Source organism: Salegentibacter sp. Hel_I_6 (genome assembly GCF_000745315.1).
Classification (GTDB): domain Bacteria; phylum Bacteroidota; class Bacteroidia; order Flavobacteriales; family Flavobacteriaceae; genus Salegentibacter.
In genome coordinates this window covers 1,669,110-1,692,577 of sequence record NZ_JQNQ01000001.1, presented here as the reverse complement: position 1 = coordinate 1,692,577, position 23,468 = coordinate 1,669,110, and the positions used below count along the sequence as shown (strand labels likewise).

Sequence of the window (23,468 nt, the reverse complement as noted above, 5' to 3'; positions counted from 1 at the left end):
ATATATATGTACACGCTATCCAGTAAATTAAAATTAACAGCAATTATATTTATGATTGTTGGTGCCATTGGGCTCGTAATTGGGTTTATTCAGGCGCCATCAAATTTGGATGATGTTAGAGAAATGATGGCTGCAGAAGAACATCACGGTGAAACATCCCATGCAGAAGAGGAAGCTGATGCTAATTTTGCAGAGGCCGAACACGGGGTTTTATTAGATGATGAACCTAGCAGAAACGCTGATGAAGATGAAGCTCATGCTGCTGAAGCAGGAGCACACGATGATGAGCACCTCGAGCATACTTTACATCAATTACAAAATAAACCCTGGGCAGCAATATACGTTGCAGCGTTCTTTTTCTTTATGATCTCTTTAGGGGTATTAGCCTTTTATGCGGTGCAGTATGCATCCCAATCAGGTTGGTCTCCGGTATTGTTTAGAGTTATGGAAGCTATATCAGCCTACATTGTTCCTGGTGGGATAATTATGTTTGTGCTTCTTGTGCTATCTGGGTTACACCTAAACCACCTATTTGTATGGATGGATCCTGAAGTGGTAGCACACGATGAGATTATTCAGAAGAAAACCGCTTACTTAAATGTACCATTTTTCTTAATTAGAGCGGCTATATTTTTAGCCGGTTGGTTTATTTTTAGACATTTTCTGGTTAGAAATTCAAGAAGACTTGACGAGGCTACAGATAATTATTATTTCAAAAAGAACTTTAAACTTGCGGCAGGATTTTTAGTATTCTTCCTTGTTTCAGAATCTATGATGAGCTGGGACTGGATTATGAGCTTAGATCCTCACTGGTTTAGTACTTTGTTTGGATGGTATGTATTCTCAAGTATGTTCGTTTCTGGGATTACGGTAATCGCTCTGGTTAGTATTTACTTAAAATCAAGAGGACATTTACCTTTTGTTAATAACAGCCATATACACGATTTGGCAAAGTTTATGTTCGGGATTAGTATATTCTGGACCTACCTTTGGTTTTCACAGTTTATGCTTATCTGGTATTCAAATATTCCAGAAGAGGTAGTATACTTTATTAGTCGAATTGAAAATTATGGTTTACCATTCTTTGGTATGGTAGTATTAAATTTTGTATTCCCGTTATTAGTGCTAATGAATAGCGACTACAAGCGTGTAAACTGGTTTGTGGTTATGACGGGTATAGTTATTCTTGTAGGCCATTATTTAGATGTATTTAATATGGTGATGCCTGCAACTGTAGGAGAATCATGGTTTATAGGAATTCCTGAGATAAGTGCAGTACTTTTCTTTGGAGGATTGTTTACTTTTGTGGTCTTTAATGCGCTTACTAAAGCCCCACTGCTTGCTAAACGCAATCCATTTATAAAGGAAAGTGAACATTTCCACTATTAATAAAAGATTTGATTGTTTAAAGAAGAACGTATAAAATGACCGTATTTTTAGTAATAATAGTATTAGCCCTTTTGGCCGTTACCGGTTGGCAAATGTCTAAAATTTTTGAGCTGTCCCAGGGCCCAAGTGCCGACAGTTCTGAAATAGCTAATGATAATGATAACAGGCAACAAGCCAAACTAATGCTTTGGTTTATGATCTTCATTTACGTGGGGATGGCTTATAGCTTTTGGCATTGGAGTAAGTTCTACCTTCCCGAAGCCGCTTCAGAGCATGGGAACGAAGTAGATACCTTGATGTTTATCTCTATTGGGCTTATTATGGTGGTACAGGTAATTACACAAGCACTACTTCACTGGTTCGCATATAAATACCAGGGAAAGAAAGGACAAAGAGCCCTTTTCTTTGCCGATAACGATAAACTGGAATTTATTTGGACTATTATCCCGGTAATAACCCTTGCAGGTTTAATTATTTATGGCTTATTTACCTGGAGTGATATTATGAATATTAGCGAAGATGATGATCCTATTGTAATTGAAATCTATGCCAAACAGTTTAGCTGGCAGGCTAGATATGCAGGGGAAGACAATACCCTTGGAGAAGCTAACGTGCGTTTTATTGAAGGTGTGAATACTGTTGGACTTAATGAGAATGATTCTTATGCAGAAGACGATAAAATAACTACAGAACTTCACCTTCCGGTTGGAAAGCAGGTATTATTTAAATTCAGATCTCAGGATGTTCTTCACTCAGCGTATTTTCCCCATTTTAGAGCGCAAATGAACGTAGTACCGGGTATGGTAACACAATTCGCCTTTACTCCGGATATTACTACTGAAGAAATGAGAAATTCAGAATATATGGTTGATAAAGTGAAAACCATTAATGAAATTAGAAAGGAGAATAGCCAGATTTTAATGGCGGAAGGAGATTCCCCATTAGATTCTTACGAATTTGATTACTTCCTTCTTTGTAACAAGATTTGTGGTGATGCTCACTACAATATGCAGATGAAGATAGTTGTTGAAAGCGAAGAAGATTACAACGAATGGTTAAGCGAACAGGATACGTTTAAAACCACTATCGAGTCACAACAATAATTGATTTTAAAAGAATATATATCTAAGATATGTCAGCAATAGCAACAGCACCGGCTCACGATCACCACGAAGATCACGGACATCATCATAAACAAACTTTTATTACTAAATACATATTTAGTACAGACCATAAGATGATTGCCAAGCAATACCTTATTACAGGTATCTTGATGGGTATTGTAGGGATTATGATGTCCGTACTTTTCCGTCTTCAATTAGCATGGCCAGAAGAATCTTTTATGATTTTTGAATGGCTTCTAGGCGATAGATGGGCACCGGATGGTGTCATGACGCCTTCAATTTACTTGGCTTTGGTTACTATTCACGGTACCATCATGGTATTCTTTGTATTAACTGCCGGGTTGAGTGGTACTTTTAGTAACCTACTTATTCCATTACAAATTGGTGCTCGAGATATGGCTTCCGGTTTTATGAACATGCTTTCATACTGGTTGTTTTTCATTTCCTGTACAATTATGCTTAGTTCATTATTTATCGAATCTGGACCGGCCTCTGCAGGTTGGACAATTTATCCTCCGCTTAGTGCATTGCCACAGGCAATTGGAGGTTCAGGAATGGGAATGACGCTTTGGTTAATTTCTATGGCTATTTTTATCGCATCCTCTCTTCTAGGTTCACTAAACTATATTGTGACTGTGCTTAACCTTAGAACCAAAGGGATGTCTATGATGAGACTTCCACTTACCATTTGGGCGTTTTTCATTACGGCCGTTATTGGTGTGGTTTCTTTCCCAGTATTATTATCTGCAGCACTACTACTTATAATGGATAGAAGTTTTGGAACTTCTTTCTTCCTTAGTGATATTTATCTTGAGGGAGAAGTATTAAGTCACCAGGGAGGTTCTCCTGTTTTATTTGAACACTTATTCTGGTTTCTTGGTCACCCTGAAGTTTATATTGTAATTCTACCTGCTATGGGTATTGTATCTGAGGTTTTAGCCACTAATTCACGTAAACCGGTTTTTGGTTACCGTGCGATGGTTGCTTCAATTCTTGCAATTGCATTCCTTTCAACAATCGTATGGGGTCACCATATGTTCGTTTCAGGGATGAATCCATTCCTTGGTTCTGTATTTACATTTACAACATTATTAATCGCTATTCCGTCTGCAGTAAAAGCCTTTAACTGGATCACGACACTCTGGAAAGGTAACCTGCAAATGAACCCTGCGATGCTTTTCTCTATTGGGTTTGTTTCTACCTTTATTACAGGGGGTCTTACAGGAATTATCCTTGGAGATTCAACATTGGATATAAATGTTCACGATACTTATTTCGTAATTGCCCACTTCCACCTGGTAATGGGTATCTCTGCGATCTATGGATTACTTGCTGGTGTTTACCACTGGTTCCCAAAAATGTTTGGGCGTATGATGAATAAAAACCTTGGGTATGTTCACTTCTGGATTACCGCTGTAGGAGCTTATGGAGTATTTTTCCCTATGCACTTTATCGGTTTGGCAGGACTTCCAAGACGTTATTATACCAACACTGCATTCCCATATTTTGATGATCTTGCCGATGTAAATGTGTTGATTACTATTTTCGCAATTATTACTGCGGCAGTACAGGTAGTATTCCTATATAATTTCTTTAGCTCTATTTTCTTCGGAAAAAAGGCAACGCAAAACCCGTGGAACGCTACGACTTTAGAATGGACTACCCCGGTAGAACACATTCACGGAAACTGGCCTGGTGCAATCCCTTCAGTTTACCGTTGGTCTTACGATTATAGTAAAATGAATATGGAAGGTACAGATTATGTTATTCCTGGTCAGGATTTTGTTCCGCAGAATGTTCCGCTTCAGGATCACGAAGAAGAACTCAATCACTAAAGCTAATTGATAATTTTATAAAAAAACCTCTTCGGAAACGAAGAGGTTTTTGCTTTTAATATTTATTCTATTCATTACTAATTGCTCCATTTCCAATAGAATTCTCCCAAGGTATTTTACTTATCTTTGCTTAAAGAGCTTTTAAAATTATGAATGAAAACCTTGATCCTACTGGAGATAATTTCTCTCCTGAAGAATTTGATATAGAAAGGGCGTTGCGTCCTTTAAGTTTTGATGATTTTGCCGGTCAGGATCAGGTGTTGGAGAATCTTAAAGTTTTTGTTGAAGCAGCAAACCAACGTGAGGAGGCTTTAGATCATACCCTTTTCCATGGTCCTCCTGGTTTAGGAAAAACTACATTAGCTCATATTCTAGCTAACGAGCTGGGTGTAGGAATAAAAGTTACTTCAGGTCCCGTTCTTGATAAACCGGGTGATCTTGCAGGTTTACTTACAAATCTTGACGAAAGGGATATCCTATTTATAGACGAAATACATAGGTTAAGCCCCGTTGTTGAAGAATATCTTTATTCAGCAATGGAAGACTATCGTATTGATATAATGATTGAAAGTGGTCCCAATGCCAGGACCGTTCAAATTAATCTTAACCCATTTACTCTTATTGGTGCTACCACGCGCTCAGGTTTGCTTACAGCGCCTATGCGAGCTAGATTTGGTATATCCAGCCGTCTACAATATTATTCAACAGAATTGCTCTCAGACATCGTGCAACGTAGTTCTGAGATTCTTAGAGTTCCTATTAGTCTTGATGCTGCGATAGAAGTTGCAGGAAGAAGCCGTGGAACTCCCAGGATTGCTAATGCTTTACTGCGTAGAGTACGGGACTTTGCTCAAATTAAAGGGAATGGTAAAATAGATATAGAGATCGCTAAATACGGGCTTAAAGCTTTAAACGTAGATGCTCACGGTTTAGATGAAATGGATAATAAAATTTTAGAAACCATTATAGATAAATTTAAAGGTGGTCCGGTAGGATTAACTACGCTATCTACGGCGGTAAGCGAAAGCGCTGAAACCATAGAAGAGGTTTACGAACCTTTTCTAATTCAACAAGGCTTTATTTATAGAACTCCGCGTGGGCGTGAGGTAACGGATGCTGCTTATAAGCATCTGGGCCGGGTAAAAGGAAATATTCAGGGCGGACTATTTTAAGCAATAATTTATGACTGAATCTGGCAAAATACCTGAAGTATCTTTACTGAAATTCCTAAAGCATTCTGCCAATATTTTAAAAAATCCTCTGCCTTTTCATCATGATAATTTTCAGAAGAAAGGAGATACCTTTCGATTGAATATTGGATTTAATAAATCGGTGATATTTTCCAGGGATGCCGGACTAGTGGAATATGTACTTCAAAAGAATCAGAAGAATTTCGTGAAGTCTGAGATCCAAACTAAGGATCTGGTTAAATATGTTGGAAAAGGATTGCTTACTTCAGAAGGTGAACACTGGAAAAAACAGCGAAAGCTAATTCAGCCGGCATTTCATAAAAAACAACTTGCTAATCTGCTTGATTCCATAAAGCAGGCAATATCGCTGGAATATAAAAAGATCGCAGTAAATGAGGAACTGGATATTTTTCCTATTTACAATGACCTTGCCTTTCAAACCGTGGTGAAATCTTTGTTTAGCAGTGCTGCGAATCAAGAGGAGATCAACAGGTTGCAATATATTACGGAGGAGACCCAGAAAATGCTTGTTAAGGAACTGCGACAGCCTTACCTGGGATGGTGGTTTAAAGCAAGCGGAAAAATTGATAGCTATCTTAAGCTTACTGCCGAAGCCCGGAACATTCTAAGAAAGATAGTTCAGGAAAGAAGGGATTCAAAAGAGAGATATGATGATCTTTTGGATATGCTGCTGGATGCGAAGTATGATGACGGGAATTTTATGGATGAGGAGCAGCTAATCGATGAGATCCTGATCCTTTTTACGGCCGGGCACGAGACTACGTCCAATGCACTAACCTTTACGGCTCAATTATTGGCGCTAAATCCGGAATGGCAGGAGAAAATCTATGAAGAAATTTTTTCTTTAAAGGAACAGGACCTGGATTTAATGAGCTATGTGACCAAATGCCAGATTACTCAACAGGTGATTGAAGAGTCTATGAGACTATATCCGCCGGCATATTTTATAGACCGGGTTAACCTGGAAGAAGATGAATTTGAAGGGAAATATTTCGAACCTGGTTCAAATTTATTGTTCTCCATTCATGAGGTTCATCGTCATCCTGACCTCTGGGAAGATCCCGATGCTTTTAAACCGGAACGCTTCGCTGAAGGAGGAAGAAAATTTTCTTCGCAATATTTTCCGTTTGGCGCCGGTCCCCGGAAATGTATAGGCAATAACTTCGCTATGTTCGAGATGATCATTGCAGTTACCGAATTGGTAAGCCAGTATAAAATAGTTCCTGGTTTTGATGAGATCGATATCAAGCCTTTAATTACGCTTAAACCAAAAAATGCTATTCTAAAATTTCAATCAAGACCCTAATTTCATATTCCGCTAAAGCCATCTACTTTATAACTGATTACCATTATATTGCTCTGACTTCAGATCAATAAATAGTCATTTTCTCCATTTAATTATTACTGAGTACACTTAAGTTTTCTAAAAAAACTATTCTTCCAAAAGATCGCTCAGTGAACATTTTGAAAACCCCTGTAAACCCTTATTGTTTTGTGAATCAATTAGTTGTATATTAAGTATTCACGTGTTTGAAAAAAAAGTAACCTTAAAACTAAGTATGATGAAAGCTAAAATGTTTATTCTAATTGCCTTACTTTTTGGATTCAGCTCGGCTCACTGCCAAATTGATCTGAATAAGGAATACGCGCAAGAAAAGGAGGAAGTGAAGGAGGCTCTTGAGGAGATTGAGCAAAGCATAAGAAATAATGAGACCGATAAATTAATCTCTATGCACGCTTACGGGCCAAAATTTACCGAATTCCAGGATGGCGGAGAAAGACAGGGTCCTGAAGAAAATGAAGAATTCGAACGAAATTTTCTTGGTAGCATTACTGAAGTTGAAAAGTGGGATTGGGAAGACCTGGAAATCCATATATATGGTGGTGACGTAGCTAATGTGACTTTTCATGCCAATTTCAAATTTGAAAGGGGCGAAGAAGCTTATGATTTTAAGATGCAAGGAACTTTACTTTTTATTAAAACCAGTGATGGCTGGAAAATCACTCATGAGCATATGGCTCCACTAGCGGAAAATACTCCATAGCCATATATGCCGTATGTTCTCAGAGCTATACTATTGTTGACAGAGCTCTTGGTTTTTAAATTCTTCAAATGTTTTAAAAATCGCATCTTTGTAAAACTATGAAGGATACTCTGAAGGAAGTTTACACAAATATGATAAAATCCGAAGCCAAACGCCTCGGATTTTTATCTTGTGGAATTTCTAAAGCAGAATTTCTTGAGAAGGAAGCACCGCGTGTAGAAGAATTTCTCAAGAAAAACCATCACGGCGAAATGCGGTGGATGGAAAATAACTTCGATAAGCGGCTGGATCCTACCAAACTGGTAGAAGGTTCAAAAAGTGTGATTTCCTTATTACTGAATTATTATCCCGGAGAAACTCAAAGGGAAGATTCTTATAAAATCAGCAAATACGCTTATGGTAGGGATTATCATTTTGTGATTAAAGACAAATTGAAGCAACTATTACAATTTATGCAAGATGAAATTGGGGAAATTCAGGGCCGTGCTTTTGTAGATTCAGCACCGGTAATGGATAAAGCCTGGGCTGCAAAAAGCGGACTTGGTTGGATTGGAAAACACTCTAATTTGCTCTCTAAACAAACCGGTTCCTTCTATTTTATTGCCGAATTAATAGTAGATCTGGATCTCGAATACGATACTCCCGTAACCGATCACTGCGGAAGTTGTACTGCCTGCATAGACGCCTGCCCAACTGATGCGATTGTAGATCCTTACAAAGTAGATGGTAGCAAATGTATCTCGTATTTCACGATAGAGTTAAAAGATGAACTGCCTAACTCCTATAAAAACCAGTTTGAAGATTGGATGTTTGGTTGTGATATTTGTCAGGATGTTTGCCCCTGGAATCGATTTTCAAAACCGCATAATGAACCTTTGTTTAACCCGCATCCGGAATTACTGGAAAAAGACAAGCAAGGTTGGGAAGAACTTACCAAAGAAACTTTTAATGAAATCTTTAGAAAATCTGCCGTAAAAAGAACCAAATTCGAAGGTTTAAAACGAAACATAAAATTTCTGGAGAAATGAATGCCCTTGCATTTTTCAGGAGTAAATCTCCAGGTTCTTTAATTGATTAAAAGTTAATTTTTGTTTTTAATTTCTCTCCCGAATTCCTCATAACTTTCAAATTTTAATAAATTAAAAGTAATCGGAATGGTATGTTTTATAGCTACTTTTTTAGAATTTTTAGTAGCAGGCTCTTTAATTTTTAATTGAGCAAACAATCTCAAAGCTTCCTTTTCTAAAAACTTATTTCTTGTTCTAACTTTTACCTGTTCTATTTCCCCTGTTGCGTTAACTTCAAATTGCACATAAGCTTTCCCGGGTAAATCCTTTCTTTTAACCAGCTTCATTATATCAATATTCGATTTGATATAGTTATTCAGTTTTTCAATAAAACAATCTTTAGAGCTAAGACTGTTTGTGCATTTAGAGATAATAGGAGCGTTATCAACTTCTGCCAGGCTAAATATTTCAGATTGAGCTTGTATGTGGATAGTAAATAGAAGGAAAAAACAGGTGGTGAAGATAGAATGTTTCAAGAATTATAATTTTTTTGGCCTCCAATATATACATATTTCAAAAAAATAGAACTATTTAATGAATACTTTTAAAAGCTTTCAATTTCAAAATTTTAAACTTTCTTTTAACTGTAGAAGTTCAATATTGCAGCTAAGCTTGCTACCTTTGTGTTTAGTAGAAAAATTAAGTTATGAGCAATAATCCTAGAAAGAGAAGAGAAGCACTGGTTTACCACGCTAAACCCAAACCAGGCAAAATAGCAGTAGTACCCACTAAAAAATATGCAACTCAAAGGGATCTTTCCCTCGCATATTCCCCCGGGGTTGCAGAACCTTGCCTGGAGATAGAAAAAGATAAGGAAAACGCTTATAAATATACTACCAAAGGAAATTTAGTTGCCGTGATCTCTAATGGGACAGCTGTTTTGGGGCTGGGAGATATAGGTCCTGAAGCCTCGAAACCGGTGATGGAAGGTAAAGGTTTGCTTTTTAAAATTTTTGCAGATATAGATGTTTTTGATATTGAAGTAGATACCAAAGACGTAGAAAAATTTATTGAAACCGTAAAAAATATTGCACCTACCTTCGGTGGAATTAACCTTGAAGACATCAAGGCTCCCGAAGCTTTTGAGATTGAAAAAAGACTAAAAGCTGAGCTAGATATTCCCGTAATGCATGATGACCAGCACGGGACGGCCATTATTTCGGCTGCTGCGCTTTTAAATGCCCTGGAACTTGCCAAAAAGAAGATGTCTAAGGTGAAAATTGTAGTAAGTGGTGCTGGTGCTGCTGCAGTTTCTTGTACTAAACTTTACAAAGCTTTTGGTGCAAAGGCCGAAAATATAGTAATGACCGATAGTAAGGGCGTTATAAGAAAAGATCGTCCAAACCTTTCTGGAGAGAAAGTAGAATTTGCTACTTCCAGAAAAATAGACACGCTAGAGGAAGCCATGAAAGATGCCGATGTTTTTGTGGGTCTCTCCATTGCAGATATTGTTTCCCCTGAAATGCTGAAAAGTATGGCCAAACGCCCTATCGTTTTTGCCATGGCTAATCCAAATCCCGAGATTGATTATCAGTTGGCCATGGATACCCGAAAGGATGTGATTATGGCTACAGGAAGAAGTGACCATCCTAACCAGGTGAACAATGTGCTTGGTTTCCCATTTATTTTTCGCGGCGCTCTAGATGTTAGGGCAACGAAGATTAATGAAGAAATGAAAATGGCAGCGGTAAAGGCCCTGGCTGAAATGGCTAAAGAACCCGTGCCAGAACAGGTAAATATCGCATATGGTGAAACCAGGCTTAATTTTGGTTCAGACTATATAATTCCGAAGCCTTTTGATCCGCGGCTAATTGCTAAGGTACCGCCTGCAGTAGCTAAAGCTGCTATGGAAAGTGGGGTCGCAAGACAGCCTATCCAGGATTGGGATAAATATGAAGAAGAGTTGCTGGAGAGAATGGGAAGCGATAACAAAATTACTAGGTTATTGCTTAACCGCGCAAAAATGAATCCTAAGCGAATTGTTTTTGCTGAAGCCGATCATCTTGACGTGCTCAAAGCAGCGCAAATTGTACATGATGAAGGTGTTGCAATTCCTATTTTGCTTGGTCGCAGAGAAGTGATTAAAGAATTGATGGCCGAAATAGACTTTAATGAAGACGTGCCTATCATCGATCCTAAATCTGATGAGGAAGAAGAACATAGAAAAGCTTATGCGCAGGTTTATTGGGATACAAGAAATAGAAGCGGTGTAACCTTATATGATGCTGAAAAACTGATGCGCGAACGTAACTATTTCGCAGCGATGATGGTAAATGAGGGTGATGCCGATGGCTTGCTTTCGGGGTATTCAAGAGCATACCCGGCGGTGGTGAAACCCATGTTGGAACTTATTGGAATGGCGCCAGGAGTTACCCGTGTAGCAGCTACCAATCTTATGAATACATCTCGAGGACCACTTTTTATAAGTGATACCTCTATCAATATAGATCCGCCGGCAAAAGATCTTGCTAAAATTGCCCAAATGACGGCTAGAACGGTAAAATTATTTGGTTTGGAACCAGTAATTGCCATGATGTCTTATGCAAATTTTGGTTCTTCCAAAAATCCGCATGCCACAAAAGTAAAAGATGCGGTTTCTTATTTACATCGTTACCATCCAGATCTAAATGTTGATGGGGAGTTACAGGCAGATTTTGCTTTAAATCGGGAAATGCTTCAAAATAAATTTCCTTTCTCAAAGCTTGCCGGTAAAAAAGTGAATACTTTAATTTATCCTAATCTTGATTCAGCAAACAGTACTTACAAACTAATAAAGGAGCTGAATAAGGTGGACTCTATTGGGCCGATAATGATGGGAATGCGCAGGCCTGTACACATACTTCAGCTTGGAGCCAGTGTAGAAGAAATTGTGAATATGGCAGCAGTAACTGTAGTAGATGCCCAGGAAAAAGAAAAGAAGCAAAAGAAGTAAATTTCTCTCGCGATAGCTCGGGGTGAATTCATAACAAATCAGCGTTCTCATATTGAAAATTCTCTAAAGTATTGGGTTAATGAATGTAAATCTCGATTAGAATTAAAATAAGTTGCATATACAGTAGTTAAGCCCGGGACAAAGATTTCGGGCTTAACTTTTATTTGTTACATTTGGCTCATTAAGTTAAAATTTTATGATTCATCATCTTAAGGGGCAATTAATAGAGAAGAATCCAACATACTTAGTAATCGCCTGCAATGGCGTTGGGTATATGGTTAATATTTCGCTGCACACCTTTTCCCTCATTCCAGATTCAGAAAATATAAGTATTTATACCCATTTGCACGTGAAGGAAGATTCCCATACCCTCTATGGATTCTACCAAAAGTCTGAACGGGATATTTTTAGGTTATTGATATCAGTTTCAGGTGTGGGAACCAGCACAGCGCGAACAATGCTGTCTTCTTTAGAGCCTGGCCAGGTTAGGGAAGCCATTGCTAATGCTGATGTGCCTACAATACAAAGTGTAAAAGGCATTGGAGCTAAAACAGCCCAACGAGTAATTTTAGACTTAAAAGACAAAATATTGAAAGTCTATGGAGATGATGAAGTTTTTGTTCCTCAGGACAATACAATGAAGGAAGAAGCGTTATCTGCATTAGAGACACTCGGCTTCGCAAGAAAGCAAGCTACCAGGGTGGTAGATAAAATAATGAAAGATTCAGCTAACCCTACAGTAGAATCTATTATAAAAATGGCTCTTAAAAATTTGTAAAGAATTGAGGCACAATTACTGGAAATTGTCAACTTCGGTTAGGCTCAGCTTGTTGTTGTCACTGATAATTTCATTGAGTTCCACTGCACAGGAAACCCCTCAGGATACCACCCAAACGGGGTATGCTTTGGGTGAAATTTCCCTGCCAGATTCTCAATTAATCTCTTCCTTTTATGAATACGATCCTATTTTAGACCGCTATTTTTATCGCGAAAAATTAGGCGATTTAGATCTTGCTATCCCTTTGATTTTAACACCAGAAGAATACGAAAACCTGGTTTTAGATGAAGAAATGCGTAATTATTTTAAGCTGAAAGCTGATGCTCAAGCTGGACGTAAAGAAGGAACAGAGGAGATTCAGCGTGATTTACTTCCAGATTTTTATGTAAACAATAATTTCTTTGAAAGTATTTTTGGAGGTTCAGAAATCAATATTGTTCCGCAGGGAACAGTAGAGATGGATCTTGGTTTGCTTTACACTAAACAGGATAATCCCGCTTTTTCACCCCGGAATAGGCGAAATCTAACCTTTGATTTTGATCAGCGAATAAGTCTTAGTTTGCTTGGGCAAATAGGGGAGCGCCTGCAAATAACGGCCAACTACGATACAGAATCTACTTTCGATTTTCAAAACCAGTTAAAACTGGAATACACTCCTACTGAGGATGATATTGTTCGAAAAATTGAAGTGGGTAATGTAAATATGCCCCTTAATAATGCACTTATGCAGGGGGCTCAAAGCTTATTCGGATTTAAAACCGAGCTGCAATTTGGAAAAACCCGGATTACCGGGGTTTTCTCTGAACAAAAATCTGAGCGACGAACCGTAAACGTGGAAGGCGGTTCTACCGTTGAAGAATTTGAGAAATTTGCTATTGATTATGATCAGGACAGGCACTTTTTCCTTGCCCATTATTTTAGGGATAATTATGACGATGCCCTAAGAGATTACCCGTTTATAAACACTAATATTCAGGTTAAAAGGATACAGGTTTGGGTAACCAACCGTACTAACAATGTGCAAAACCTTACCGATACAAGGAATATAGTAGGGATCCAGGATCTTGGAGAGACCAATAACCCCGGAAATATAGGTTTGGATAACGTTCCTGCCGGTTTTTTTAATCAGCCTGCCGGAAGTTTTCCAGATAATGCCAATAACGATTTTAACCCGTTTGGTATAAATGGCACAGCTGAATCTGTTTTATCATCTGCTATACGCGATGTCGCTACCGTTGATAATGGTTTTGGAGGAGTTCAGGTTTCTGAAGGTTTAGATTATGTGAAATTGGAAAACGCCAGGCAATTACAGCCTAACGAATATAAATTAAATACCCAGCTTGGTTATATTTCTTTAAATCAAAGGCTAAGTAATGATGAGATTCTTGCAGTAGCTTTTCAATATACTGTAAATGGGGAAGTCTACCAGGTTGGAGAGTTTGCTAACGATGGGGTTAATGCTACCGGAGATGCTAACCCGGGTCAAAATCCCGGGCAAAACCCAAATCAGGAGCCAAACGCCAATTTAAGGGTTAACCAAAATCTTGTGGTCAAAATGCTTAAAAGCACTATTACCAATGTAGATGAGCCTGTTTGGGATTTAATGATGAAGAATATTTATAGTCTTGGAGCCTATCAATTAGAGCGGGAAGACTTTAGAATGAATATTTTATATACAGATCCCCAGCCTTTAAATTATATAAAACCTTCGGGAGATGGATCGGTGCCTTTGCCGGAAGATATAGCTGAAACACCTTTACTGAGGGTATTTAATCTAGATAAGCTAAACAATAATAACGACCCCATAAATGGCGGAGATGGCTTTTTTGATTACGTTCCCGGCATTACCATAGACCCCGAAAATGGGAATATTATTTTTACAAGCGTAGAACCTTTTGGACGTTATTTGTTTGAACAATTGGATAATACTCCAAATACTGGTACTGAGGATTACGATAATCCTGAAACCTGGAATGCCAATCAGGAGAAATATGTCTTTAAGTCTTTATACCGAACCACTAAAATTCAGGCCGAGCAGGAGGATACCGATAAAAATAAATTTCAGTTAAAAGGAAGATATAAATCAGGTGAAGTTGAGGGAATTCCAATCGGGTTTAATCTTCCGCCAGGCTCGGTAACCGTTACGGCGGGAGGTAGACTGCTACAAGAAGGCGTAGATTACGTGGTGAATTACGAACTTGGAAGGGTGCAAATTATAGACGAGGCCCTGCTTGCCTCAGACATTCCTATTCAGGTAAATACTGAGAATAACGCTTTATTTGGACAGCAAACCAAGCGCTTTACCGGTTTAAATGTAGAGCATCAGTTTAGTGAAAACTTTTTAGTTGGAGCTACTTATCTTAATCTTAGGGAACGCCCACTTACTCAAAAAGCTAATTATAGTTATGAGCCAATAAACAATTCTATAATTGGCTTTAATTTAAATTACTCTACCGAGGTTCCCTTCTTCACAAGGTTGGTAAACAAACTTCCAAATGTAGATACCGATGTGCCTTCTAACTTTTCAGTAACGGGGGAATTTGCTTATCTCCAGCCTGGAGCTCCCGCAGTTAATGATTTTCAGGGGGAGGCTACAACTTATATAGACGATTTTGAAGCAGCACAAACTACTATAGATATCAGTTCGCCGCTTAGTTGGGAATTAAGTAGTGTACCATTAGGTTATGGAGGAGAGCTTTCTAACGGAGATATTAAAGTGGGAGATAAGCGGGCAAAGATGTCCTGGTACACGATAGATCCAATATTTTACAGTAGCAATCGTCCCGATGGAATTTCAGATAATGATATTTCAACATATGCTACGAGAAGGGTAGCGCTTAATGAGATTTTTCCGAATACCGATGTAGTTCAGGGGCAGCCGCAGGTGGTTTATACCATGGATGTGGCTTATTTTCCGGAAGAACGAGGTCCTTACAATTTTAACCCGGCGGCTACATCTGGAACATTGCCAAATCCTTCAGGTAATTTTGGCGGAATTATGCGGGGAATTAATACTACCAATTTTGAACAAAGCAATGTAGAATTTATAGAGTTTTGGGTGATGGATCCCTATATCTATTCGGAAAACAGCGGTAACTCGGCGGGAACTATCAATTTTAACTTAGGGAATATTTCAGAAGACGTTTTAAAGGATGGTCGTAAGCAATACGAAAATGGCCTGCCTCGCACCGGTGGCATTGAAAACACTATAGAAACCCAGGTAGCAAGAGTTCCGGCAGATCAATCTCTGATTTATGCTTTTGATTCAGAAGGAGATGAACGTAGAAGTCAGGATGTGGGGTACGATGGCCTTTCAGACGCACAGGAAGCTGTTAAATTTCCTGATTTCGGTAATTTAAATGATCCAGCCGCGGATAATTATCAGTATTTTCTAAATACCGATGGAGGTATTGTTAATCGCTATAAAAACTATAATGGCGTAGATGGGAATTCGCCTCCAGAAGTTGGAGATACCAATAGGGGAAATACCACTTTACCAACTACAGAAGATATTAATCGTGACAACACGATGAATACTATAGATAGCTATTTTGAATACGAAATACCATTTTTTCCTGGAATGGGCGTAGAAAACAATCAGTATATTACTGATGAGAAGGAGCTAAACACCACCTTAAGAAATGGAAATGAGTTGCCGGTACGTTGGCTTCAGTTTAAAATTCCAATTTTTGAGCCCACAGATACAAAAGGAGGAATTGCAGATTATAGATCGATACGCTTTATGCGAATGTTCCTTAGTGATTTTGAAGACGAAACCCTGTTGAGATTTGGAACTATGGAGCTCGTAAGGGGAGATTACCGAAGGTATAATCGTGGCTTAAGAGATAGAAATATACTTCCGGAAAATCAAAATACTCTTTTTGAAGTTTCCGCAGTGAATATTGAGGAAAACGAAAACCGCCAACCGATACCCTATGTATTGCCGCCCGGAGTAATTAGGGAAGAGCTTTTTGAAAATAATACTAATATTAGGCAAAATGAACAATCTTTATCTTTAAGAGTTTGCGATTTAGAGCCACAGGATGCAAGGGCCGTTTATAAAAATTTCCAGATAGATATGCGGCAGTATAAGAAATTGGAAATGTTTTTACACGCCGAATCCTTACCTAATAGAACGCCGTTGAAGGAAGGACAATTAGTTGCTTTTCTAAGAATAGGAACCGATTTTACCGATAATTATTATCAGGTTGAAGTGCCTTTAACCCCAACCGCTTTTGGTGCGATGAGCGCAGATGAAATTTGGCCGGCTGTGAACAGTATGGAGCTTCCGCTGGAATTATTGCAAAGAATAAAAACAAGCGTGTTAGGAGATCCTTCTTTAAACTCTGGAGAACTTAATTTCTTTACAGAAAACCTAGATGTAATTGATGAGGAAGATTCCTATGAGATGGATCAATTAAGGCTTGGGATAAAAGGGAATCCTAGTTTTGGAAATGTTCGGGTGTTAATGTTAGGGCTAAAAAACGGAACCCCTACCAATGGAGTTCAGGATTTATGCGGGGAAGTTTGGTTTAATGAGCTGCGACTTTCAGAATTGGATAATGAAGGAGGCTGGGCAAGCATCATTAATATGGATACCAATTTAGCCGATTTTGCAACAGTAGCAGCTACCGGGAGAAAAAGTACCGTAGGATTTGGAACATTAGAACAGGGTCCAAATCAGCGTAGTAGAGAGAATTCTCAACAATATGATGTGGTTACTAACGTGAATGTAGGGCAGGTGCTTCCGCAGAAATGGGGTGTGAAAATTCCTTTTAATTACAGTAGGGGGGAAGAACTAATCACCCCTAAATTTGATCAGGAATTCCTGGACCTGGAGCTGGAGACGAGATTGGCAGATATAGTAGATCCTATAGAGCGCGAACGAGTTAAAAGACAATCGCAGTCTTATACGAAGCGGCAAAGTGTAAATATTATAGGTTTGCGGAAGGAACGTACGGGGGAAGTGAAACCTATGCCATATGATATCGAGAATTTCGTATTCACCACTTCGTATAATCAGGTGGATCATCGCGATTTCGAAATTGAAGAATCTTTAAATCAAAATGTGCGTGCAGGGGCTACTTACGAGTTTAATTTTGAACCTAAACAAGTAGAGCCTTTTAAAAATATTTCAGCCCTGGATAGCAGTGATTATTATTCGCTGGTAAGAGATTTTAATGTGAATTTGCTTCCTTCAAATATAAATGCAAGCTCTACTATTTTAAGGCAATACAACGAGCAAAAATTTAGATCGCTGGAGCTTTCAGAAGATGATTTGGGTATCCCAACTTTATATCAGCGAAACTATTTATTTAATTGGGAATATGGTGTGAATTATAACCTAACGAATTCGTTGAGTTTTGCTTTTAATGCATCTAATAATCGAATTATTAGAAATTATATAGATGAAGATGGGTTTGCTAATAATAGTATTGGTGTTTGGGATAACTTCTTTAGTATAGGTACTCCAGATTTACACTTTCAAAATCTACAGGTAAATTATGACCTTCCTTTTGATAAAATTCCGGTATTAGAATTCATAAAAGCGACTTATTCTTACACAGGGGACTTCCAATGGCAACGTGGCTCCAGGATTTACGAAAACCTCGAAGGTATTCCTGATATTGGAAATAGCGTGCAAAACTCCAGTTCTCATCAGATAAACGCCAGTTTAGATATGGAAAGTCTCTATTCCTACCTGGGCCTCGAAAAGAAGGAAGGTAGAGGAGGGCAAACTATAAAACAACGTAGTGCGGGTGTGCCTACTTTAGACGGGACAGAGCAAGATGGGCAACAAACTCAAAACACACAAGCGGTTGAAAAAACGAGTAAAACCTTTAATACCTTTGTAGATTTTGTAACCATCTTGAGTAGATTACAAATAAACTATCGCCAAAATGAAGGAACTTTTCTTCCCGGTTATACACGAAGTGTAGGTTTTATGGGAACTTTACAACCTAGCACGGCATTCACCTTTGGATGGCAGGATGAGGTAAGGTATACTGCCGCTAGACGAGGTTGGTTAACTTTATTCCAAAATTTTAATCAGCAGTATTCTACTCTAAAAAATGAACAATTAGACGTGCAGGCTTCTTTAGATATTGTTCCAGACTTAACTATAGATATAAGTGCAAATCGTAATTATTCTGAAAACTTTTCAGAAAATTTTAGAGTAGACCCTAATACTCTTGAATATGTTTCTTTAACTCCGTATAACTACGGTAACTTTAATATTTCTACTATACTAATTAAAACCGCTTTTAGTCAATCTAACGAGCAGTCGTCAGAAACTTTTGAAAGTTTTAGAGAGAATCGTTTGGGCATAGCACAGCGAATTGCACGGGAACGTGGTCTGGATCCTAATAATACCGATGAAGATGGGTATCCCGTAGGAATTGGTAAAACCAACCAGGCTGTTTTATTGCCTGCGTTTGTTTCGGCTTACGGAGGAAAGGATAGTGATAATGTTAAACTGGGTGCTTTTAGAGATATGCCTTTGCCCAACTGGAATATAAAATATACCGGTTTAATGCGAATAGGTTGGTTTAGGGATAAATTCAGAAGAATTTCCATAAATCACGGATATCAGTCTAATTATACCATCAATCAATTTCAAACCAACCTGGATTACGATCCTGAAAACGAGTTTGAAACCAACCAGGCCGGGGATTTTAAAAACCAGATGTTGTATTCTAATATTGTGCTAACTGAATTATTCACACCTTTATTTAGATTAGACCTGGAAACAAAAAATGCGATTCAACTTTTAGCTGAAATTAGAAAAGATAGAATGCTTTCTTTAAGCTTCGATAATAACCTTTTAACTGAAAACACTGGGAATGAATATATTCTTGGGACCGGTTACAGGATCAGGGATTTAAGAATCGCCACTGGCCTTGGAGGAACTAATCGAATATTAAGTAGTGACCTTAATTTTAAAGCAGATATTTCTTTTAGAAGAAATAAAAGCATTATTAGATATTTAGATTTAGAAACCAGCCAGGTAATTGCGGGACAGGATATATGGCGAATAAATTTCACAACTGATTATGCAATTTCCAGTAATTTAACCGCGATCCTCTATTATGAACATAATTTCTCTGAATATGCGGTTTCTACTGCGTTTCCACAAACAACCATAAGATCAGGAATAACCCTTAGATATAATTTCGGAAATTAATTGAGGCTTATTTGAAGTATTGCTTTAAAAAATTAACTTTGCCAAACATAAAATAGAACTAATGAACATTCCACAAGATTTAAAGTACACCAAAGACCACGAATGGATTAGGGTAGAAGGTGATACAGCTACAATAGGTATTACAGATTTCGCCCAGGGCGAATTGGGAGATATCGTATATGTAGAAGTAGAAACCGTAGATGAAACTCTAGACAAAGAAGAAGTTTTTGGAACGGTAGAAGCTGTAAAAACAGTTTCAGACCTATACCTGCCCCTTTCTGGCGAAATAATTGAATTTAATGAAAGTCTTGAAGACGAGCCGGAAAAAGTGAATTCAGATCCTTATGGAGAAGGCTGGATGATAAAAATAAAATTTTCTGACGAATCTCAACTGGAAGATCTTTTAAGTGCCGAATCCTACAAAGAAATTCTTGGTAGCTAGAATAGCATTATTCGTAGCTGGTTTTTATACTGTTTTACTTGCAGTTTCCTCTCTAGTGAAACTCGGCAAAATTAGTGTTGGCAGTTTTAACCCTACAGATAAGCTTTTACATTTTGTTGCCTATTTCGGATTGCTACTATTGTGGAAGGTATATTTTATATTAAAAAGTAAACCTGAAAGCCAATATAAAAGTAATTTGCTTAAATTAGCAGGCCTCGCAATACTGTTTGGTATGTTAATTGAGGTTTTACAGGGTGTTCTCACCAGTTACCGAAAGCCAGATTGGTATGATGTTTTAGCCAATTCTACTGGAGTTTTACTTGCTGTTATTATCTTTCTCGTCTTTGAAAAGAGTCTAAAAAGGTTAAATAGTAAGATTAATTTAATTTTTTAGAAAAAAATTTTAATTTAGCAATCCTTATTAATCAATAACTTATTATGGAACCAAAGAAAAATCCAAAAGCCGATTTGAAGAGAAAGAGCGTACTGTTTCTTCAACTGGGGCTTATCCTGGTCCTGCTAATCACCTGGCGTGCTATTGAATGGAAGACTTATGACAAGGATGCCATTGATACCGGGCAGTTAAATATGGATGACTTAGATGATGAAGAAATCCCAATTACTGAGATGCAGAATACTCCTCCGCCTCCACCGCCACCGCCACCGGCACCAGAAATTATTGAAGTTGTAGAGGATGAGGAAGAAGTAGAAGAAGATGAAATCGAGTCTACTGAAACCAGTATGGATGATATCGTTGAGGTAGAAGAGGTTGTTGAAGCACCTACTGATGAGGTGATTGAAGATGTTCCTTTTGCCGTAATTGAAGATGTGCCAATTTTCCCGGGTTGTGAAAACCTTAAAAATAATGAAGAGCGTAAGCAATGTATGAGTCAGAAAATTAGCCAGTTTGTAAACCGTGAGTTCGATACAGATCTTGGGGCAGAACTTGGACTTTCTGGAGTAAACAGGGTAATCGTTCAATTTAAAATTGATGAAAAAGGTAATATTACTAATGTGCAGTCTAGAGCGCCACACCCAAGGTTAGAGCGTGAAGCACAAAGGGTAATTAATAAACTACCAAGTATGCAACCTGGTAAACAACGTGGTAAAGCAGTTGGAGTTATGTACTCTTTACCAATTGTATTCCAAATTCAAGACTAATAAATTCTTTAACTTGATATAGAAATCCCGGGCACACCCCGGGATTTTTTATTTTAAAATGGTTTACTCTGTAAAAAACTGTATATTTCGAGGGTGTAACCAATCTTTTCTACCGTTAGTATGAAGAACTATCTGTTTCTTCTGGTCTTGCTAAGTGCTATAAATTTTAATTCCCGAGCCCAAAACAATAGCCAGCGCTTTCCTGAATTCCCACAATGTGAAGAAGTGAATTTTGCTAATAAAGAGATTTGTTTCAAAAATACACTAAGAGAATTTGTTTTAAATAATTATAAAGTTCCTGCTCAGGTTATCCGTGAAAATTACCGGGGGGAAATCACTGTGATTTTTGAAGTGAATAAAGCAGGGAAGTTTGAAATTATATATACTGATGCGGCCTATGCCGAATTAAAAGAAGAAATACAACGCGTTTTTAATTTACTGCCCCAAATTAATCCGGCAACTTACAATTCCCGACCCATCTTTGTTCAATTTAAGATGCCGCTTAAAATCCCATTAAGTTTAAATCTTGAAGAATTTAGAAAAACTTCTAATTTAGAAACAGAAATTGCTACAATAAATTTTCAGCCAGACCAAGAGAGTGAGGATGTGACCAGGGAATACGAAAAAATTAAATCTGGAGAATTTACACGGCCTCGTTATGAAAGCCAGATAAACATTCCGCTTTCTCATGAATTTTATAGCCGTTTTGATGCCCAATTTAATAAAATTGGCGTGAATACTCATGCGGCTTCAAAACCTTTATTATTTTCTGAAGTTTCCAGGTATTATGATTTTAAAGCTGAGGAAGATAAAATGCTCCGTGATTCCAATTCCTGGTTTGGTAGAAAATTATGGAATGAACATTTAATCCAATATCAAACAGAGGATTATTGGTTCACGGTAGATTTTGCACTCGATCTTCAATTAGGAAAAGATTTTCAGCAAACAGATTTCGACTTTACCTATAATAATACCCGTGCACTTATTTTCCAGGGAGGTTTGGTGAAAAACTTTAATTTCTATACCGTAATTTATGAAAACCAGGGTCGTTTTGCTGATTATTACAATCGTTTCGCTGAATCTTTAAGGCCAGATGGTGGCGATCCGGCAATAATTCCAGGCCGCGGGATTGCAAAACCGTTTATGGATGAAGGTTATGATTATCCGGTAGCTGAAGGTTATATGTCTTACACGCCTAATAAATTTTTCAATCTTCAGTTTGGGCACGGTAAGAATTTTATTGGGGATGGTTATCGTTCGCTTCTAATGAGTGACAATGCCACGCCCTATCCCTATTTTAAGCTGAATACTACTTTTTGGAAACTGAAATATACCAATACCTGGATGTCTTTGCGTGACGTGCGTCCTGCAGTTACTGAAAATGGTTCTTTTAGAACCAAATATATGGCAAATCATTACCTGAGTTATAACGTTACAGAGAGACTTAATATTGGTCTGTTTGAATCTGTAGTTTGGGAAAATGATAATAATAGAGGATTCGACTTAAATTATTTGAATCCGGTGATTTTTTATCGGGCTATAGAATTTTCAACCGGAGCTCGTGGGGGTAATGCTCTTATAGGTTTAACTTCGAAATATAAATTTTCAGATGAAATAAATGTTTATGGGCAATGGATTATAGATGAATTCTCTACTTCAGATATTTTTGGAGGCCAGCAAAGTTGGAAAAATAAGCTGGGATATCAATTAGGAGTGAAATATTTTGATGCATTTAAAATCCCTGGGTTATTTCTGCAAGCAGAATATAACCAGGTAAGGCCATACACTTATTCGCATAATACCGGAGTTTTAAATTATGGGCATAATAACCAATCTATGGCGCATTTGTGGGGTTCTAATTTCAGAGAGATAATGGCTATCGCACGTTATAAAAAAGACAGATGGTATGGAGATGCTCAGGTAATCTACGGTAAAAGAGGTTTTGATTTTAACAATGCCTTTAATCAAAGTGCCTATGGCGGGGATATTTATACTAGTGAACGCCAACGCCCTTTTGATACTGGAGTGAAAATTGGGCAGGGCAATACTGCTTATTCCTTATTTTCTAGCGTTGAAGCCGGTTATATTATAAATCCCGCAACTAACCTTAAACTCTACGGAAGTTTTATTTATCGGTCTTTTAATCCAGATGTAAAGACCGCTCAGAACTTTGAAAATACTACCTCCTGGATAAATTTTGGTTTACGCACAGATATCTTTAACTGGTATTACGATTATTAATAGTTTTTACTTTAAGAGCTTCGATTTTCTAAGTTTTTATAGGAATTAAAATACCTATTC

Annotated in this window: 15 protein-coding genes; 14 read left to right on the top strand and 1 reads right to left on the bottom strand. The window is 37.8% G+C overall.

Going from position 1 to position 23,468, the window contains the following annotated elements; all coding sequences use genetic code 11:
- Nucleotides 1–6 precede the first annotated feature (6 nt).
- The 7 genes from FG27_RS07420 to queG all read left to right on the top strand — a co-directional run bounded on the left by FG27_RS07420 (nucleotide 7) and on the right by queG (nucleotide 8,632).
- A complete protein-coding gene (locus tag FG27_RS07420) occupies nucleotides 7–1,389 on the top strand; it encodes a hypothetical protein (RefSeq protein ID WP_037317502.1) in 1,383 nt (460 codons plus the stop codon).
- Nucleotides 1,390–1,424: 35 nt separating this feature from the next.
- Nucleotides 1,425–2,492: a cytochrome c oxidase subunit II gene (locus FG27_RS07415; protein ID WP_037317499.1), complete on the top strand. Its 1,068-nt coding sequence runs from the start codon at nucleotides 1,425–1,427 to the stop codon at nucleotides 2,490–2,492.
- Nucleotides 2,493–2,521: 29 nt separating this feature from the next.
- Nucleotides 2,522–4,348 (top strand): cbb3-type cytochrome c oxidase subunit I, encoded by a 1,827-nt coding sequence (locus FG27_RS07410; protein ID WP_037317496.1) that lies wholly within the window; start codon nucleotides 2,522–2,524, stop codon nucleotides 4,346–4,348.
- A gap of 149 nt (nucleotides 4,349–4,497) precedes the next feature.
- Entirely contained in the window at nucleotides 4,498–5,520 is a 1,023-nt protein-coding gene (gene ruvB / locus FG27_RS07405; RefSeq protein WP_037317493.1) for a Holliday junction branch migration DNA helicase RuvB, read from the top strand.
- 10 nt (nucleotides 5,521–5,530) lie between these two features.
- A complete protein-coding gene (locus FG27_RS07400; RefSeq protein WP_037317490.1) occupies nucleotides 5,531–6,865 on the top strand; it encodes a cytochrome P450 in 1,335 nt (444 codons plus the stop codon).
- Between the two features lie 253 nt (nucleotides 6,866–7,118).
- Nucleotides 7,119–7,604 carry a nuclear transport factor 2 family protein gene (locus tag FG27_RS07395; RefSeq protein WP_231563297.1) on the top strand — a complete coding sequence of 162 codons (486 nt, stop codon included), beginning with the start codon at nucleotides 7,119–7,121 and terminating at the stop codon, nucleotides 7,602–7,604.
- 98 nt (nucleotides 7,605–7,702) lie between these two features.
- Complete coding sequence (queG, locus tag FG27_RS07390) at nucleotides 7,703–8,632, top strand: tRNA epoxyqueuosine(34) reductase QueG (RefSeq protein ID WP_037317487.1); 930 nt, start codon at nucleotides 7,703–7,705, stop codon at nucleotides 8,630–8,632.
- Between the two features lie 53 nt (nucleotides 8,633–8,685).
- On the opposite strand, the gene FG27_RS07385 is transcribed toward queG, so the two are convergent.
- Nucleotides 8,686–9,147, bottom strand: a complete 462-nt coding sequence (locus FG27_RS07385; protein WP_037317484.1) for a TonB family protein — start codon at nucleotides 9,145–9,147, stop codon at nucleotides 8,686–8,688.
- Between the two features lie 170 nt (nucleotides 9,148–9,317).
- Here FG27_RS07385 and FG27_RS07380 point away from each other — a divergent pair, with 170 nt between their 5' ends.
- The 7 genes from FG27_RS07380 to FG27_RS19235 all read left to right on the top strand — a co-directional run bounded on the left by FG27_RS07380 (nucleotide 9,318) and on the right by FG27_RS19235 (nucleotide 23,408).
- The gene (locus FG27_RS07380; RefSeq protein WP_037317482.1) at nucleotides 9,318–11,603 is read left to right on the top strand and encodes an NADP-dependent malic enzyme; all 2,286 of its coding nucleotides are present in this window, start codon (nucleotides 9,318–9,320) and stop codon (nucleotides 11,601–11,603) included.
- Nucleotides 11,604–11,799: 196 nt separating this feature from the next.
- On the top strand, nucleotides 11,800–12,381 hold the full coding sequence (gene ruvA / locus FG27_RS07375) for a Holliday junction branch migration protein RuvA (protein ID WP_037317479.1): 582 nt from the start codon (nucleotides 11,800–11,802) through the stop codon (nucleotides 12,379–12,381).
- A gap of 64 nt (nucleotides 12,382–12,445) precedes the next feature.
- Nucleotides 12,446–19,564 (top strand): cell surface protein SprA, encoded by a 7,119-nt coding sequence (sprA, locus tag FG27_RS07370; protein WP_369794136.1) that lies wholly within the window; start codon nucleotides 12,446–12,448, stop codon nucleotides 19,562–19,564.
- 61 nt (nucleotides 19,565–19,625) lie between these two features.
- Nucleotides 19,626–20,006, top strand: a complete 381-nt coding sequence (gene gcvH / locus FG27_RS07365; protein WP_037317473.1) for a glycine cleavage system protein GcvH — start codon at nucleotides 19,626–19,628, stop codon at nucleotides 20,004–20,006.
- A complete protein-coding gene (locus FG27_RS07360; RefSeq protein ID WP_369794102.1) occupies nucleotides 19,972–20,400 on the top strand; it encodes a VanZ family protein in 429 nt (142 codons plus the stop codon). Before gcvH ends, FG27_RS07360 begins: the two co-directional genes overlap by 35 nt.
- 44 nt (nucleotides 20,401–20,444) lie before the next feature.
- Nucleotides 20,445–21,167 (top strand): energy transducer TonB, encoded by a 723-nt coding sequence (locus tag FG27_RS07355; RefSeq protein WP_037317470.1) that lies wholly within the window; start codon nucleotides 20,445–20,447, stop codon nucleotides 21,165–21,167.
- 120 nt (nucleotides 21,168–21,287) lie between these two features.
- Nucleotides 21,288–23,408 (top strand): hypothetical protein, encoded by a 2,121-nt coding sequence (locus FG27_RS19235; RefSeq protein WP_037317467.1) that lies wholly within the window; start codon nucleotides 21,288–21,290, stop codon nucleotides 23,406–23,408.
- Nucleotides 23,409–23,468: the final 60 nt, after the last annotated feature.